General features: G+C 63.1%; 14 protein-coding genes. 3 read left to right on the top strand and 11 right to left on the bottom strand.

Translation table 11 applies throughout. The features are described 5' to 3' along the window. Positions 1-6 precede the first annotated feature (6 nt). Positions 7-447: a response regulator gene (locus tag ACW7G1_RS00910; protein ID WP_456977891.1), complete on the bottom strand. Its 441-nt coding sequence runs from the start codon at positions 445-447 to the stop codon at positions 7-9. Further along, the gene (locus ACW7G1_RS00905; protein ID WP_456977890.1) at positions 434-1,543 is read right to left on the bottom strand and encodes an ATP-binding protein; all 1,110 of its coding nucleotides are present in this window, start codon (positions 1,541-1,543) and stop codon (positions 434-436) included. The genes ACW7G1_RS00910 and ACW7G1_RS00905 overlap by 14 nt, the downstream gene beginning before the upstream one ends. Positions 1,544-1,660: 117 nt before the next feature. Between ACW7G1_RS00905 and ACW7G1_RS00900 the strand changes: the two genes are divergently transcribed. From ACW7G1_RS00900 to ACW7G1_RS00890, 3 genes are read left to right on the top strand one after another with little or no spacing between them, the layout of a single operon-like run. Next, a complete protein-coding gene (locus ACW7G1_RS00900) occupies positions 1,661-3,481 on the top strand; it encodes an SLC13 family permease (protein ID WP_456977889.1) in 1,821 nt (606 codons plus the stop codon). Between the two features lie 32 nt (positions 3,482-3,513). Then, a complete protein-coding gene (cls, locus tag ACW7G1_RS00895; protein ID WP_456977888.1) occupies positions 3,514-4,950 on the top strand; it encodes a cardiolipin synthase in 1,437 nt (478 codons plus the stop codon). Between the two features lie 53 nt (positions 4,951-5,003). Beyond that, positions 5,004-5,777, top strand: coding sequence for a pyridoxine 5'-phosphate synthase (locus ACW7G1_RS00890; protein ID WP_456977887.1), 774 nt, complete (start codon positions 5,004-5,006; stop codon positions 5,775-5,777). A 64-nt stretch (positions 5,778-5,841) separates the two neighbouring features. Here ACW7G1_RS00890 and ACW7G1_RS00885 read toward each other — a convergent pair whose 3' ends face one another. From ACW7G1_RS00885 to dnaN, 9 genes are all read right to left on the bottom strand, one after another. After that, entirely contained in the window at positions 5,842-6,243 is a 402-nt protein-coding gene (locus tag ACW7G1_RS00885; RefSeq protein WP_456977886.1) for an ExbD/TolR family protein, read from the bottom strand. Between the two features lie 22 nt (positions 6,244-6,265). Continuing rightward, positions 6,266-6,685: an ExbD/TolR family protein gene (locus ACW7G1_RS00880; protein ID WP_456977885.1), complete on the bottom strand. Its 420-nt coding sequence runs from the start codon at positions 6,683-6,685 to the stop codon at positions 6,266-6,268. Positions 6,686-6,723: 38 nt separating this feature from the next. Further along, positions 6,724-7,476, bottom strand: a complete 753-nt coding sequence (locus tag ACW7G1_RS00875; RefSeq protein ID WP_456977884.1) for a MotA/TolQ/ExbB proton channel family protein — start codon at positions 7,474-7,476, stop codon at positions 6,724-6,726. A 132-nt stretch (positions 7,477-7,608) separates the two neighbouring features. After that, positions 7,609-8,277: an energy transducer TonB gene (locus tag ACW7G1_RS00870; RefSeq protein WP_456977883.1), complete on the bottom strand. Its 669-nt coding sequence runs from the start codon at positions 8,275-8,277 to the stop codon at positions 7,609-7,611. Positions 8,278-8,427: 150 nt separating this feature from the next. Then, positions 8,428-9,720, bottom strand: coding sequence for a tetratricopeptide repeat protein (locus tag ACW7G1_RS00865; RefSeq protein WP_456977882.1), 1,293 nt, complete (start codon positions 9,718-9,720; stop codon positions 8,428-8,430). Positions 9,721-9,853: 133 nt separating this feature from the next. Then, positions 9,854-10,660 (bottom strand): M48 family metallopeptidase, encoded by an 807-nt coding sequence (locus ACW7G1_RS00860; RefSeq protein ID WP_456977881.1) that lies wholly within the window; start codon positions 10,658-10,660, stop codon positions 9,854-9,856. Between the two features lie 127 nt (positions 10,661-10,787). Next, positions 10,788-13,265, bottom strand: coding sequence for a DNA topoisomerase (ATP-hydrolyzing) subunit B (gene gyrB / locus ACW7G1_RS00855; protein WP_456977880.1), 2,478 nt, complete (start codon positions 13,263-13,265; stop codon positions 10,788-10,790). A gap of 185 nt (positions 13,266-13,450) precedes the next feature. Continuing rightward, positions 13,451-14,593, bottom strand: a complete 1,143-nt coding sequence (recF, locus tag ACW7G1_RS00850) for a DNA replication/repair protein RecF (RefSeq protein ID WP_456977879.1) — start codon at positions 14,591-14,593, stop codon at positions 13,451-13,453. Positions 14,594-14,705: 112 nt separating this feature from the next. Then, positions 14,706-15,806: a DNA polymerase III subunit beta gene (gene dnaN, locus ACW7G1_RS00845; RefSeq protein ID WP_456962742.1), complete on the bottom strand. Its 1,101-nt coding sequence runs from the start codon at positions 15,804-15,806 to the stop codon at positions 14,706-14,708. Positions 15,807-15,932: the final 126 nt, after the last annotated feature.

The following is a 15,932-nucleotide window of genomic DNA, read 5'->3' as shown; positions in this document are numbered from 1 at the left end:
ACCCGGTTACGGCGTGCGCGGGTGGTTCAATACCAACCAGTACAAACCCACCTGTTTGACCGCCCAGACAAACTGCTCGAAGTCGACCGGCTTCTGGATATAACTGTTGACGCCCAACGCGTAGCTGGCCTCCACGTCAAACGGTTCGGTGCTGGTGGTCAGCACCACCACGGGCAGGCTGCGGGTCGCCTCGTTGGCGCGCACCGCCTGTAACACCTCGCGGCCATCGACCTTGGGCAAGTTCAGGTCGAGCAGGACGATCGAGGGCAGGTCGGCCGGATCGCGATCACCGTGGGCGCCGCGCGCGAACAGATAATCCAGCGCCTCTGCACCGTCGCCGACCACGACCAGGCGGTTGGCGATCTTGGCCTCGTCGAAGGCAAGCCGGGTCAGCTCGACATCGTCCGGGTTGTCTTCGACCAGCAGGATGACCTTATGTGTCTGCATTGCATTCCCGGGCCCGCGCGGCGGGCAATTCCAGATAGAAGGTGGCGCCGGCGCCCGGCTCGGACTGCGCCTGGATGCGTCCGCCATGGCGATCGATGATGCGGTGGGCAATGGCCAGCCCCAGCCCATGTCCACCGCCGTCATCGGGGCCATGCAGGCGCTGGAAAGGTTCGAACAACTTGTGGGCGTACTGCCCGTCAAAACCGCAGCCGTGGTCGCGCACGTGCAGCTCCAGGGTGGCCCCCTGAACCCGACCGGCTACTTCGATCCACACCGCAGGCCGGTCACGGGAAAACTTCCACGCGTTGTGCAACAACTGGACCAGCAACAATTTGAGCAGATGCTCATCGCCGTGCGCCATCAATCCCGGCTGCACCACGATCTCGGCATTGCGCTGCGGGTCGGCATCCTGCAGTTCCGCTGCCACCCAGTCGGCGAGCAGGCTGATATCGACCGGCGCGTGCTTGAGTTCGACGCGGGTCGCACTCGACAGGTCGCTCAGCGCCGCCAGCAAGCCGCCCATGCCCTTGGCGGCGTTGCGGATCCGCGTCAAGTGCTCCTGGCTGGTCGGGTCAAGCGCGTCGCCAGTGCGATGGGCCAGCAGTGAGGCGAAGCTTTCGATCGACCGCAACGGCGCGCGCAGGTCGTGCGTGGCTGCGTCAACGAACAGTTGCAATTGGCCGCTGGCGACCTCCGCGTCGGCCGCGCGTCCGTGTTCGGCGGATACATCGCGCCATTGCATCAGCAGGTATTGAGGCGCCCCCTCGGGGTCTCGCAGTATCGCGACGTCGGCCTGCAGCCAGGCCGACTTACCGTCACTGCGCAGGTAGCGCAATTGCTGGTCGATGGTCGCGATCTGGCCGGCAACGAGGGCCGCCAGTTGCTCTCGCGCCGATGGCTCATCGTCCGGGTGAAGGCAGTCAAATGCCGTCCGACCGATCAAGGCGGTCGCGTCACGGCCCAGCATGCGTTCAACGGCCGGATTGACCTCACGCCAATGACCTTCCAGGTCGGTGATGCCCATGCCGATGACACAAGCCTCCACCGCCAGTCGGAAGCAATCATCGCCAAGTTGTGGGGGGCTGGGCTGGTTCATCTGCAGTACGTGATTCCGGCAGCCCCATTGTAATGGGATGGCCTGTGATGGTTCGGTGGCCGATCACGGAAGTGGCCACCGTGCGAAGCTCCGGTGTTGTACCGCACAATGGCCCCCATGGACTGGCTTCCGATAACCCTGCAGCAACTGACATTCCTGCTGATCCTGGCAGGCGGTCTGTACCTGTTCATCAGCGAACGGGTGCGCGTCGACGTGGCTGCCATGCTGATCCTGCTGGCGCTGGTGGTCACCGGAATCCTGGACGAGAAGCAGGCGTTGTCCGGCTTCGCCAGTGAGCCGGCCATCATCGTCGCAGCGGTTTTCATCATCTCCGGCGGGCTGGCAGCCACCGGCATCACCGAGCACATAGGCCAGTGGATCGGCCGCGCCTCGGGCAAGAGCGAGGCACGATCGATCGCGGTGACGATGCCGGCCGTTGCGGTGATGGCATCGTTCACCCATCACGTGATGGTGACCGCGATGATGCTGCCGATCCTGAGCCGGCTGGCCAAGGACAAGGGGCTGGCCCCATCACGATTGCTGATGCCGATGTCGCTGGCCGCTTCGCTGGGCACCTGCCTGACCCTGGTCAGCGCGCCGGCGTTCCTGCTCGCCGACAACCTGCTGGAACGTACCGGGGCGGAAGGTCTGGGGATTTTCTCGATCACCCCGATCGGCATTGCGCTGGTATTGATCGGGATGGTCTACATGCTGCTCACGCGCTGGATCCTGCCCAAGCGCGGCGCTGAGCTGGGCGATGAGGGCTACCTGCGGCTGGATCGCTACCGCACCGAGCTGCTGATCGTGGAAGGCTCGCGCTGGAGCACCCGGCCATTGGCCGAATTGCAGAAAGCGCTGGGCGACAAGTTCCGCATGATCGGCTGGATGCGCGACGACAAGTTGCGCCGCGACCTGGGCGATTCCAGTCCCCTCATCAGTGGCGACGTGCTGCTGGTGGAAGCCTCCGCGGACGCGCTGGCCTCGCTGCACGACGATACCGGCATCGACCTGCACGCCATCGCGCGCTTCGGGGCACGGGCGACCGGCGAGGATGAAGGCAAGGCGCAGTTGGTCCAGGCCGTGGTCGCACCGGGTTCGGAGTTCATTGGTCGCAGCATCCGTGAGCTGGATTTCTCGCGCCAGTTCCGGGCCGTCATCGTCGGGTTGTGGCGGCGCGAAGGCCATGTCGCGCCGCGGTTGGCGGACGCCCGGCTGCGCGAAGGGGATTTGCTGGTGCTGTGGGGCCGGCCGTCACGATTCGCCGAGCTGGCCACCCATCATGGCTTCCTCATGCTGGTGCCATTCGCCGGGGAGGCCAAGCGGCGGGTGCGCGCGCCTCTGGCACTGGTGATCCTCGGGTTGACCATCCTTGCCGCCGTGACCGAATGGCTCCCGGTGCCGCTGGCATTCCTGCTGGGTGCGGTGGCCATCGTTGCGACCCGTTGCGTGGAGATCGGCCAGGCCTATCGGGAAATCGACGTCCGGGTGTTCGTGATGATTGCCGGCGTGATTCCGTTGGGCATCGCCATGGAGCAGACCGGCACCGCGCAATTGCTGGCCTCCGGATTGCGCCACGTGGTCGCCGGCTGGCCAGTGTTGGCGATATTGCTGGTGCTGTTTTCGATGGCCGGCTTGCTGACCCAGATCCTTTCCGACTCCGCGACCACGGTGTTGTTGGGTCCCATTGCCGTCGAGCTTGCCCAGTCGCTGGGCATGGACCCCACTCCGTTCGTGGTCTGCACCGCGTTGGGGGCGGTGGTTGCCTTCCTCACACCGATCGGCCATCACGGCAACTTGCTGATCCTCGGACCAGGCCAATACCGGTTCGGCGACTTCCTGCGGGTGGGAGTCCCATTGACGGTTGTGATTGCATTCGTGTGCGCGTGGATGACCCGCTGGCTGTGGCTGGATGGGCCGCTGCTGCCAGTGTTGTTCTGATGGCACTCGCTGCGTGAGCCGGGGGGTACGCCGTGATCGACGTCTTGACTGAACTGTGGCGCGACCTGCTCGCCATTGAGCACCTCAAACTATGGCTGGCGGTGGGTTGGGCCAGTTATGTGGTGTGGTTGGGACTGTGGATCGTGTTGCAAAAACGCGAGCCGGCGGCAACCCTCAGCTGGTTGATCAGCTTGGCGGCCCTGCCCTACCTGGGGTTTCTGATCTATTATTTCTTCGGGCCGCAGAAGATCCAGCGGCATCGGCTGCGCCGCGTTCGCGCGCATGCCGCGCTGCCACCGCCGCCGCCCGGCCAGTCGCTGGATCCCGATGCGATCGAGCTGGCCCGGCTGGCCCAGTCAACGACCGGCCTACCCCCCACTACCGCCACCAGTGCCGAGCTGCTGATCGATGGCGCGCAGACCTATTCGCAACTGCTCGCCGCCATCGCCCAGGCGCGCGAGCACGTCCATCTGGAGTACTACATCTACCTGCCCGACCGCACCGGGACTGCGTTGCGTGACGCGCTGGTCGAGCGGGCGCAGGCCGGGGTCAAGGTGCGCCTGCTGCTGGATGCGGTCGGTTCCGGTCGCGTCTCGCGCAGATTCCTGAAGCCCTTGCTGGACGCCGGCGGCGAGTTTTGCTGGTTTCATCCGATGCGCTTGCGCTGGTTCTGGAAGCGCCCCTGGCTGAACCTGCGGACCCATCGCAAGATCGTGGTCATCGATGGTCGCACCGCCTTTACCGGCGGCATCAATATCACCGACGAGCAGGACGAACAACTGCAGCCCAATGCCTACCGCGATGTGCACGTGCGCCTGGAGGGCAACGTCGTGCGTTCCCTTCAACTGGTGTTTGTCGAGGACTGGGCCTACGCCACCGGCGCCGCGCCGTTGACGCTGGACCACCCGCCGCCGCAACCGGGCGGGATATCGGCACAAACCCTCGTGTCGGGGCCGGATTCGTCCTGGGAGGCGATCCATCGGCTGCACGTGGCCGCCATCCATTCCGCCACCACCCGTGTCTGGCTGATGACGCCTTATTTCGTGCCCGGTGAAGCCGCGATGATGGCGCTGACTTCCGCTGCACTGGGCGGGCTGGACGTCCGTCTGGTGCTGCCCAAGATGAGTGACAGCCGGCTGGTTACCCATGCGGCACGCTCGTACTTCGACGACCTGTTGGCCGCCGGCGTACGGATCTACGAGTACGGTCCCAGGTTGCTGCATAGCAAGGCGTTGGTGTGCGACGAGGATCTTGTCATCGTCGGCAGTGCAAACTTCGACCATCGCAGCTTTCGCCTCAACTTCGAAGTCTCGGTGTTGTTTCGCAACCGGCCGTTGGCGCAGCGGCTGGCGCAACTGGTCGATCACGAGTGCGGAAACTCGGTGCGGGTCAGGGACGACCGGGAACGACCGTTGTGGCGCAGCCGGCTACCCGAAGCGCTGGCCCGGCTGGTATCGCCGCTGCTGTAGGGCTTCGTGTGCGCCCGCCGCGAAATCCCTGCCCGCCGCGTTATGCTTCGGCGATGACTTTCCTCAGTGTCAACGTCAACAAAATCGCGGTGTTGCGCAACTCGCGCGGTGGCAACCAACCTGACGTGGTGGATGCCGCGCGTGCCTGCCTGGATGCCGGAGCCCACGGCATCACCGTGCACCCACGTCCCGACGCCCGTCATATCCGCGCCGATGATGTGCTTGCGTTGGCGGAATTGACCGCCTCACGCGGTGTGGAGTTGAACCTGGAGGGCAATCCTTTCGCTCCCGCCCGCCCCGGTTACCCCGGGTTCCTGGCCCTGTGTGAGCGGGTACGACCCACTCAGGCGACGCTGGTGCCCGACGGGGACGGCCAACTGACCTCGGACCACGGCTTCGATTTCCGACGTGACGCGGAACGCTTGCGCCCGCTGGTGGACCAGTTGCACGGCTCGGGCTGCCGGGTCAGTCTGTTTGCCGATGCGTGGGACCCGGAGCGCGCCGCGAGCATCGAGCTGGCCGCACACACAGGCGCCGACCGGGTCGAGCTGTATACCGGCCCGTATGCCGAATCCGCAGCGGCTGGCAACAGCGGAGCGATGCTGGTCCGATTCCACACCATTGCCGCCCGGGCGCAGGCGGTCGGGCTGGGAATCAACGCCGGCCATGACCTTAGCCAGGACAACCTTCAGGCATTCGTGCGCGCGGTGCCAGGTTTGTTGGAGGTATCGATCGGGCACGCCCTGATTGCCGAAGCGCTGTATGCCGGACTGGCGGCGACGGTACGCGGCTACTTGTCGATCCTGCAGGACGGCGATCAAGGCTGATCGATGTGGCAAAAAAAACGCCACCCAAAGGTGGCGTTTCCAAATCCACGGTAGCGCTTGACGATTATTTCTCGACGAAACCGATTTTCTTCATATCCGCATTCCTGGCCAGCGACAGCACCTGGGCCAACGTGCCGTAGTCGGCATCATCGTTGGTGTCGATCTCCAGCTGCGGCTGGTTGGTCGGATCGCGCGCGACTTCCGCTTTCATCATGCTCGCGATCGCGCTCAACGGGTACGGCGAGTTGTTCCAGAACACCTGGCCGGACGCCTCGATCCGCACGCGGATCGGCGGCGGGGGTTCGGACAACGGCGGTGGCTGGTTGGAACGTTGCGGCAGGTTGACTTCGATCGGGTAGGTAGCAATCGGCGCGGTCACCATGAAGATGATCAACAGCACCAATAGAACGTCAACCAGTGGGGTGACGTTGATATCGACCATCGCGCCGCCGGAGCTTGAACTCATGGACATTTCGTGTTCTCCGGGTTTATTGGGTGCGATCCCTGACAGCGATGAAGCCCACCTTGCGCATGCCTTGCGACTGCGCAACGTTCACCACGTCCTTGATGATGCGGTATTTGGTGGTCTTGTCGCCGCGCACGTTGATCTGAGGCTGTGGTGTCTTCTGGGCTTCGACCGACAGACGACTCTCCATCAACGATGGCGTGACCGGCTCGTCATTCCAGAACACCGAGCCGTCGGCCTCGATCGCGATCGTGATCGGCTGCACCTCCGGCGCCTCCTTTTTCGTATCTTCGATCACCACTTCAGGCAGCTTGACCTGGACTTTGTGCGCCATGAGCGGTGCCGTGATCATGAAAATGATCAGCAGCACCAACATCACGTCCACCAACGGTGTCACGTTGATCTCGGCCATCGGGCCACCGCTATTTGAACTGAAGGACATATCCGGACTCCAACCTCATGCCTGGGAACGCTGGTCTATCAGCGCTGGGACGGCAACTCACCCACCCGCGAACCGGTGGCGAAGAAGTCGTGCAAGTCGTGGGCGAAAGTATCGAAGCGGCTGTTCGTCACCTGATTGACGCGGGTGAAGAAGTTGAATGCCACCACCGCCGGGATCGCGACGAACAGACCGAATGCGGTCATGATCAGCGCCTCACCCACCGGGCCGGCCACCGCATCGATCGACGCGTTGCCGCTCTGGCCGATACGAATAAGGGCGTGGTAGATGCCCCAAACGGTACCCAGCAGACCGACGAACGGCGAGGTCGCACCGACGGTCGCGAGTACGGTAAGTCCATTTTCAAGCTTCATCGACTCACGGGTCACCGACTGGCGCAAGGCGCGGTCGACGAACTCGGAGCGATTCAGCGATTCGACCAGGCGAGAGCCTTCGTTGCGCTGATGATGGGCCGCAGCCTGGGCCGCATCGAGTGCGATTTTGGAGAACGGCTCCGAGCTGCCCTGTTCTTCCATGTAACGGATGGCATCCTGCGCGTTGGTCGTTTCCCAGAACGTCTCGATGACCCGATCGGCCTTGGAGCGCAGCCGCGCACCCTTGATCAGGTTGACGACGATCCAGTAGATCGACAGCACCGAAAACAGCGTGAGGGTGAGGAATACGATCCAGGCTACCAGATCGAAGTTCTGCACCATGTGGGAGAAGCTCATCTGCTGGAACGCGTCGGCGTTGTTGCCTCCAGCAGCGGCAGCGGTGGTGGTTTCCTGAAGCATGACGCTTACCTTTGGATGTCGTGGAAGAAGGGAACTGCAAAGTCAAAGTACTGCAATGGGTGGTTCTGGGAATCGGTGTTGCCTGCGCAGGATGTTATCTGGACAGTTGTTGCGAAATCATTTGCTGCCAGGTCAATCAAGGGTGAAGTCCACTGGGACGCGAACCCGGCTGGCGACCGGAACCCCGTTACTGATCTCCGGAGCAAACCGCCACTTTCTGGCCGCCTCTATTGCGGCCCGGTCAAGATCGCGGTTGCGACTGGACTTCTCTACCTCGATGTCCAACACGTTGCCCTGGGCATCGATACTGATGACCAGTATCACGGTGCCTTCGATTCCGCTTCGGACCGCAGAGGGCGGATACTTCGGCGGGTTCATGGCCCTGGACGACGGGTTGACCGAGCCCAGCGTGTCTTGTGGCGCCGGTGGTGCTGGCGGTGCCGGCGGTGGCGCCGGGACATCCATCGGACTCGGGTCATCGACGATGATGGGCGGTTGTTCCGGCGGCGGCGGCAACGGCGTCTGCTTCGGCGGCGACAACTCCTTGGGCGGAGTAATCGGCTTGGGCTGCTCCGGCGGCGGCGGCGGCGGTGGTGGTGGCGGCGGCGGTGGCTTGATGATGTTCACCATCGTCACCTCCTCCTCTGCCGTATCCACCGGAGGAGCTGCCATCGGCGCCAGCATCAACAGCAACGCTGCGGCGTGCACGGCAATCGCGATGGTGATACCGGCGACACGCGCCCAGTTCAACCCTTCGCGGTCGTCTCGTTTCTTGGTTGGGATTTCCAGGTCTTGCGTCATGCGCCATCAGCTCGGGTGGGGGTGCCGGGAGCGTACGTAACGCCTCGGGCCGTCAAATGGTTTCCGCTGCTTTTGGGCGGCGGGAACCTCCTAGGATATATCAAACTCAACCGCTGATTCCAAGCGGCAATGCACGGTTTCGTGATGCGGTCAGCTTCCGGGCAGCGCAATGATCCGGTTGGCGTCTTCTTTCTTCTCGATGCCTTTTTCAAGCGCTTTCCTGGCGGCATCCTTCGCCTGGGAAATATGGTTTTCCTGATGCAGGACCTTGGCAAGGTTCAGGTACGTGCTTCCGTCGCTGTCCAGCGGGGCCGCCTTGTTGTACGCGTCGATCGCAAGATCGGGCTGGTCCGAGAAGTAGTAAGCCTGCGCCAGCGCGAGATAGGCCTGATGGTCGGGCTCCAGTGCGCCTTTTTGCATGCCCTCGTTGATCACGGCGATCACGTCCTTCTCGCGCCCGTCCATGTTGGCATAGGTCGCGTACAACACCTGGTATTCGTTACCCGTGCTGAGCTGACCGCTGGCACGCAGCTGCTCCAGGACGGCAATTGCCTTGTCGGGCATGCCGGCGGTCTGGTAGGTCGCCGCCAGGTTCATCTGGGCGCGCTTGTCGTCCGGTTTGGCGGCGGCCACTTTCTCGGCCATGCCGACCGCTTCGGCGTTGTTGCCGCCTTCTGCATAGACCTGCATGAGCAGCGCCTGCCACTGCGGGTTGGGATCGGCGCTTGCTGCGATCGCCCGCTCCATGGTCGCAGCGGCGTCCTCGTAGCGCTCCATCAGATACAGACCCTGACCCTGCATCATCAACGCGGTCGGATCCTGGCTTCCGGTCTCCTTGAAGAAGCGTTCAAACGTCGCCTGCGACTCCGGATACTGCTCCTTCTGCTGTTGCAGCTGGGCGAGGTTCAACATCACGTTGTAGTGGGCATTGTTGTCCAGCCCGTCCAACTCGATCACCTGCTTGTAGTAACCGATGGCGGCGTCCTGGTCATCCGCGTCGTAGGCGACCTGTCCGGCGAACTGGGCCGAGTAGGCCTTCTCATAACTATTGCTTTTCGAATCGGTGAGGATTTCATCGGCGATCGCGCGCGCCTGGGCACCCTCGTCCGCCTCATACAGATCCATCATCTTGCTCATCTTGCGTGACGCGCTCGCGCTCGCATTGGTCTCGGGATTCTGCCGGGTTGCCTCGGGGTAGGCCTGCTCGACCTCGGCCCGCGCGTCCTGGCTCCCGCGGGTACTCCGATCCGTGCGTGCTTGCCTGGCGCCGCCGCGGCGACGCTCGGTCGATTGCTGCGCGGACGACGACGAGCCGGCCTGCGCCTCAGCGACTGCCGCTGTCGCACCGGCGTCGGGCGCCTGCTGCGTCTGGGCCGCTGCGACCCCACCTGCCGCAGCGAACATCGCGCCGATGGCAACGGCGAGCAGCCGCTTGGAGGACATGGAACCGTTCATTCAATCACCTTGGCAGCGATCGCTGCCAGAGGCTGCGGATCGGTTGGAGGACAGTGGACGAACAACCTAGCAGAAACTTATTGCGGGTAGAAGGTGCATTTCGTCCTAGCCTGATGCCGCCTTAACCGCATTTGGGAACGTGGCCGGCGGCGCGAGCTTGCTGATAGGTCGCCGCCAACCCGTCCGCCCGCGCATCCAGCTCCGCGATACGGCTCTGCGGATCGGGATGGGTCGACAGCCATTCGGGCGCGCGACTGGAGCTGGCACCGATCATGTTCTGCCACAGGTTCACCGCTTGCCCCGGGTCGAATCCGGCCTGTGCCATCAATCGCTGTCCGACAACGTCCGCCTCGGACTCCTGGGTCCGATTATTGGGTAGCAACAGCGCGGTCTGTACCGCCATACCGCCAAGCTGCTGGGTCGTTTGCGCTGCGCCGGTCCCATATTGCGAACCGATCAACGCGCCCAGGACACCCAGCCCGGCCTGCGCGCCCATCTGCCGGGTAATGCGCTCGTCATGGTGGTGGGCGATGACATGCCCGATTTCATGGGCGATCACCGCGGCCAGCTGATCCTGGTTCTTGGCGACCTTGAAGATCCCGGTGTAGACGCCGATTTTCCCGCCCGGTAGCGCGAAGGCGTTCGGTTCATCGTTGTCGAACAGCGCCACCTCCCATTGTGTGTTGCCACCGCCGCTTCCCAGCTGCTGCGTGACAGCGTCAACCACGCAGCGCACATAACGGGTCTGGCTGGAATTTTTGCTTTGGGGCAGTTTGGCCTTGTACTCGGCAAACGCCTGTGCCCCCATCTGGTCGAGCTGCTGCTGCGAGATCGCGCCCACCGCCTGAGTGCGGCCAGTGGGCGAGGTGGTGGTCGCGCAAGCGGCGACGACGGCCGCCATCGCAACTCCGAGGAGCAGACGCTTCATGGTGGTATTTCCTTGTTTGCGATGCTTTCGGTGTAACCGCAAAGCGATGAATGCCAGGTCAACGCCCCCCAGCGGGCTCCCGCGCGATGCCTGCACCGCGCGGTATCACATGCCGGTGCACGACCGGTCAGATATCCAGGTTGCCCGCCTTCAGCGCGTTGTCTTCGATAAACGCGCGGCGCGGTTCCACCACATCGCCCATCAAGGTACTGAAGACCTGGTCGGCAGCCACCGCGTCCTCGATCTTCACCTGCAGCAGGCGCCGGGTTTCCGGATTGACCGTGGTGTCCCACAACTGCTCCGGGTTCATCTCGCCAAGGCCCTTGAAGCGCTGGATCTGGCGGCCTTTCTTGGCCTCTTCCAGCAACCACACCTGGGCCTCGGCAAAGCTGTCGATGGCTTGTTCGCGGTTGCCACGAATGATTTTCGCGCCCTCGCGGATCAACCCATGCAGATGGGCGGCGGCCTCGCGCAACGGTCGCAACTCGCCGCCGGCAAACGCGGCCAAAGGCAGTACCTGCAGCAACTCCTCGCCCATGTGCGTGCGCTTGGCCACCAGCGCCGCAGGATGCGCATCGGTGGCGGCCTGCAGGCTCAACGCATAACGCGGCTTGCCCAACTGCTTTTGGTTGAGGCGCTGTTCCAGAAGGTCCAGCTCATGGCGTTCGTCGATGTTCTGTGATAGATGCTCGGCGTCCAGCGGCGTGAAATCGATCAACGCCTCGAGCACCTCGGGGTCGTAACGATGCGCATTGCGGGCAATCGCTTCGCGTGCGCTGGCGTAGGCAAGCAACAACTGCTCCAGGGCAACGCCGGTGACCGGTGGCTCACCTTCGGCCGGGATCAGCGCCGCGCCTTCGATTGCATTGCTGGCCAGGTAGGCGTTGAGCGCCGCATCGTCCTTGAGGTACACCTCGGTCTTGCCCTGCTTGATCTTGTACAGCGGCGGCAGGCCGATGTAGACGTAGCCGCGCTCGATCAACTCTGGCATCTGCCGGTAGAAAAAGGTCAACAGCAGGGTACGGATGTGGGCGCCGTCGACGTCGGCGTCGGTCATGATGATGATGCGGTGGTAGCGCAGCTTGTCGGGGTTGTATTCGTCCTTGCCGATGCCGGTGCCCAACGCGGTGATCAGGGTGCCGACCTCGGCGCTGGAAAGCATGCGGTCGAAGCGGGCGCGCTCGACGTTGAGGATCTTGCCGCGCAGCGGCAACACCGCCTGGTTCTTGCGGTTGCGGCCCTGCTTGGCCGAGCCGCCGGCGGAGTCACCCTCGACGATGAACAGTTCGGACAGCGCGGGATCCTTTTCCTGGCAGTCGGCCAGCTTGCCGGGCAGGCCGGCAATATCCAGGGCACCCTTGCGACGGGTCAGGTCGCGCGCCTTGCGGGCGGCCTCGCGGGCACGGGCTGCATCCAGGATCTTGCCGGTGATCGCACGGGCTTCAACCGGGTGCTCTTGCAGGAACTCCTGCAAACGTGCACCGAACGTGTGCTCAACTACCGGTCTCACGTCGGATGAGACCAGTTTTTCCTTGGTCTGCGAGGAGAAGCTCGGATCCGGCACCTTGACCGACAGCACCGCGATCATGCCTTCGCGCATGTCATCGCCCGACAAGGTCACCTTGGCCTGCTTGGCCAGCCCGGACTGCTCGATATAGTTGGTCAGGGTGCGGGTCAGCGCGGCCCGGAAACCAATCAGGTGGGTACCGCCATCCTTTTGCGGGATGTTGTTGGTGTAGCAGAACATCGTTTCCTGATAGGCGTCGGTCCACTGGATCGCCACGTCCACGGTGATGCCATTCTCCTCACCGGTGACCGAGATGACGTTCGGGTGCAGCGGGGTCTTGAGCTGGGCCAGGTGCTCGACGAACGAGCGGATGCCGCCCTCGTACTCGAACACGTCCTTTCGCTGTTCGCCGCGTTCGTCCTGCAGGGTGATGCGAACCCCGGAATTGAGGAAAGACAGCTCACGCAGGCGCTTGGCGAGGATTTCGTAGTGAAACTCCACATCCGAGAAAATCGCGGTGGCCGGCTTGAAGCGCAGGATGGTGCCACGCTGGTCGGAGGCTTCCAGCTTCTTCAGCGGGTACAGCGGCTCGCCCAGCGAATATTCCTGCCGGTGGTGGAAGCCATCGCGCCAGATATCGAGCCAGAGATGCTCGGACAAGGCGTTGACCACAGATACGCCGACGCCGTGCAGGCCACCCGATACCTTGTAGCTGTTGTCGTCGAACTTTCCGCCCGCATGCAGCACGGTCATGATGACCTCGGCCGCAGAGACGTGTTCTTCCTTGTGCAGGTCGACCGGGATGCCGCGCCCGTTATCGGACACCGCCACCGAGCCATCCTCGTGCAGGGTGACCACGATATCGTCGGCGTGGCCGGCCAGGGCTTCGTCGACGGCGTTGTCGACCACCTCGAACACCATGTGGTGCAGCCCGGTACCGTCGTGCACGTCACCGATATACATGCCTGGACGTTTGCGTACGGCCTCCAGTCCACGCAAGACCGTAATCTTGCTGGAATCGTAGGTTTGCGACGGCGAGGTAGCGTCCGGCTGGGTTTCGCTGCGGATCGGGGAAGGATCGTGTTCGATCTGGGTCATGCGGCAACAGGCTCCGACGACGCGGCCGCCAAGTACGCGGCGGCGTCGAAACGCAAGGGAAAACGTAGCTCAGTATAGCAGGCAGGACGAGTGTCCTTGCGCCTTGCCGCGGATTTGACGGCCCGGCGCCCGGATTGGCATTCAGGCAGCCGCATGGGCAGCGTGGAGCGCCTCCTGCGGTGGAACTAGACGGTATCGCCTGCGCTCAGCACACCTTGTTCCACGTGGAACAAGGTGGCATCGATGGACAGGGCAGCCAGCGCTGCGGGCCGCTCGGTTCCAGTGATGAATACCTGCGCGCCACTGTTTGACAGACGCTGAAGCACACGTTGCTGATGGTTACGGTCCAGCTCCGAGGACAGGTCGTCCAACGCAATCACCGGCCATTCCCCACGAGTCGCCGCGTAATGGCCCGCTTGCGCCAGCAAGGCGGACAACGCGGTCAGCTTTCCCTGCCCGCGAGACAACGCGTCCCGACCTGGCAGCGAACCAAACTGGATGCGCCAATCGGCACGGTGCGGCCCCAGCGAAGTGAAGCCCGTCTGCAGGTCCCGGTCACGGGCGAGCAGCAACGCATCGGCAAGAGGAAGGTCATCGCGTCGCCAACCCGGCTGGTAGTCCATCGTGACACCCCCCAATGCCGGCGCCAGATCCGCCGCGACCTCGCTGAACAGAGGCTGCAGAGCGGACAGATAGGCGTGTCTGTACCTGGTGAGCGGCTCACCTGCCTCGGAAAGCTCACGATCCCACGCGTCGATCTGGGAGTGACCAGAGCGGGATTTCAACAACGCATTGCGTTGTTTGAGGGCCCGGGAGTAGCGCCGCCACAAGGGGAGAAAGCCCGGTTCCACGTGGAACAGTCCCCAATCAAGGTAGCGCCGGCGAATGTCGGCGGGCCCTGTTATCAGTGCGTGACTTCCTGGCTCAAACGTAACCACCGCCAAAGCAGCACACAGTTCTCCCAGGTGAGACACGCCGGCCCCATCCAGCCGGCCACTCCAGTCTTGCCCGCTATGGCGCAAACCGGCTTTCCGCATCCGGATATCACCGTCAGGGGCTCCCGTCGGCAGGAAGTGCCCCCCGGAACGGCTTCTGGTCAGTTCCTGCCATTCAACAAAAACCTCCAATGTGTCATCCCCATGCCGGACCAGCCCGTCGCGCACCCGACCGCGGAAGCTGCGCCCGTAAGCCATCAAATGCAGTGCTTCAAGGATGCTGGTCTTGCCTGCGCCGTTATCACCGGTGATCAGGTTCACCGTTGGGCCAGGTTGCAGCAACAGTTCCTGAAATCGCCGCAGGTGCCGGATATCAAGGCGGGTTACACGCATTGACCGCACCTTAAGCCAATCGCCGCGCGGCAGAAACCACTACGCCCGGACAAACCGGGCGTAGTGGCAAGGTAAACGCGTTCCACGTGGAACATGTGGGGTACGGGGTCCGTCAAAGCCTGAGCGGCATCACCACATGGCGGCAACGCTCGTTGTCGGCCTCTCGCACCAGGGCCGAAGAGTTTGCATCACGCAATGCCAGCACCACTTGATCGCCCCTCAGCGCTGACAACGCGTCCAACAGGTAATTGACATTGAAGCCAACCGCCAGGTCGTCGACCTTGGTATCTGCTTCCACTTCTTCCTGCGCTTCTTCCTGCTCAGGGTTGTGCGCACTGATCTTGAGCTGGCCCGGGGAGACCTCGATGCGGACGCCCCGGTACTTCTCGTTCGACAGGATCGCTGCGCGCTGCAGGGAAGCACGCAGCACTTCACGGTCAATCCGGACTTCCTTGTCGGCGCCGATCGGGATCACCGCTTCATAATCGGGGAATCGTCCGTCGATCAACTTGCTGGTGAAGGTAACGTCGTCACGCTTGACCCGGATGTGGCCGCGGCCCATTTCCAGTTCCAGCTCGCGGTCACCGCCTTCCAGCAGACGTTGCAACTCGGTCACGCCTTTGCGAGGAACGATGATCTGGCGCTTGGTCTGGGCGTTACCCTCGTAGGGCGCCTCGCACAGTGCCAGGCGGTGGCCGTCGGTGGCTACACAGCGCAGACTCTCTTCGCGCAGGTCGAACAGCAGCCCGTTGAGGTAGTAGCGGACGTCTTGCTGGGCCATTGCGAAGGCAGTGCGTTCGATCAACTCCTTCAGCGTTGCTTCGGAGACCTGCACCCGTTCGGTGGCCTCGACCTCGTCCAGCGAAGGAAAATCATTGGCCGGCAGGCTGGCCAGGGTGAAACGCGAACGTCCGGCTTGCACGGAAAGCTTGTCCCCGCTCTGGGACACCGTGATCTTGCTGCCATCGGGCAGGGCCCGAACGATATCGAACAGCTTTCGCGCCGGAATTGTGGTTTCCCCATCCTCGGCTTCGTCCACCGCCACTCGCGAGACCATCTCGACTTCCAGGTCGGTGCCCGTCAGAGACAGCTGGCCGTCCTTGACCTGGGCCAGCAAATTGGCCAGGACCGGAAGGGTCTGTCTGCGTTCGACCACGTTGACGACCTGGGCCAACGGTTTGAGAAACACTTCTCGTTGCAGGCTGAAACGCATTCGGTCCTACCCCTATGCCCAATACAAAAGAATGTATAAATCAAAAGCCTGGTGGTGGTGGTGTTCGGGAATATCCGGGATAACCATCCCAACCTATTGATTTAACTAGATTAACCGCCAATCTAA

It is taken from the genome of Lysobacter sp. A378 (assembly GCF_054052125.1).
The sequence above is the reverse complement of the archived record's forward strand: the minus strand, read 5'-3'. Positions and strand labels throughout refer to the sequence as shown.

What these genes read in the sequence shown, in the direction of transcription:
- ACW7G1_RS00910 (WP_456977891.1), bottom strand. Translation starts at nt 447, where the DNA reads ATGCAGACACATAAGGTCATCCTGCTGGTCGAAGACAACCCGGACGAT.
- ACW7G1_RS00905 (WP_456977890.1), bottom strand. Translation starts at nt 1,543, where the DNA reads ATGAACCAGCCCAGCCCCCCACAACTTGGCGATGATTGCTTCCGACTG.
- ACW7G1_RS00900 (WP_456977889.1), top strand. Translation starts at nt 1,661, where the DNA reads ATGGACTGGCTTCCGATAACCCTGCAGCAACTGACATTCCTGCTGATC.
- ACW7G1_RS00890 (WP_456977887.1), top strand. Translation starts at nt 5,004, where the DNA reads ATGACTTTCCTCAGTGTCAACGTCAACAAAATCGCGGTGTTGCGCAAC.
- ACW7G1_RS00885 (WP_456977886.1), bottom strand. Translation starts at nt 6,243, where the DNA reads ATGAGTTCAAGCTCCGGCGGCGCGATGGTCGATATCAACGTCACCCCA.
- ACW7G1_RS00880 (WP_456977885.1), bottom strand. Translation starts at nt 6,685, where the DNA reads ATGTCCTTCAGTTCAAATAGCGGTGGCCCGATGGCCGAGATCAACGTG.
- ACW7G1_RS00875 (WP_456977884.1), bottom strand. Translation starts at nt 7,476, where the DNA reads ATGCTTCAGGAAACCACCACCGCTGCCGCTGCTGGAGGCAACAACGCC.
- ACW7G1_RS00870 (WP_456977883.1), bottom strand. Translation starts at nt 8,277, where the DNA reads ATGACGCAAGACCTGGAAATCCCAACCAAGAAACGAGACGACCGCGAA.
- ACW7G1_RS00865 (WP_456977882.1), bottom strand. Translation starts at nt 9,720, where the DNA reads ATGTCCTCCAAGCGGCTGCTCGCCGTTGCCATCGGCGCGATGTTCGCT.
- ACW7G1_RS00860 (WP_456977881.1), bottom strand. Translation starts at nt 10,660, where the DNA reads ATGAAGCGTCTGCTCCTCGGAGTTGCGATGGCGGCCGTCGTCGCCGCT.
- gyrB (WP_456977880.1), bottom strand. Translation starts at nt 13,265, where the DNA reads ATGACCCAGATCGAACACGATCCTTCCCCGATCCGCAGCGAAACCCAG.
- recF (WP_456977879.1), bottom strand. Translation starts at nt 14,593, where the DNA reads ATGCGTGTAACCCGCCTTGATATCCGGCACCTGCGGCGATTTCAGGAA.
- dnaN (WP_456962742.1), bottom strand. Translation starts at nt 15,806, where the DNA reads ATGCGTTTCAGCCTGCAACGAGAAGTGTTTCTCAAACCGTTGGCCCAG.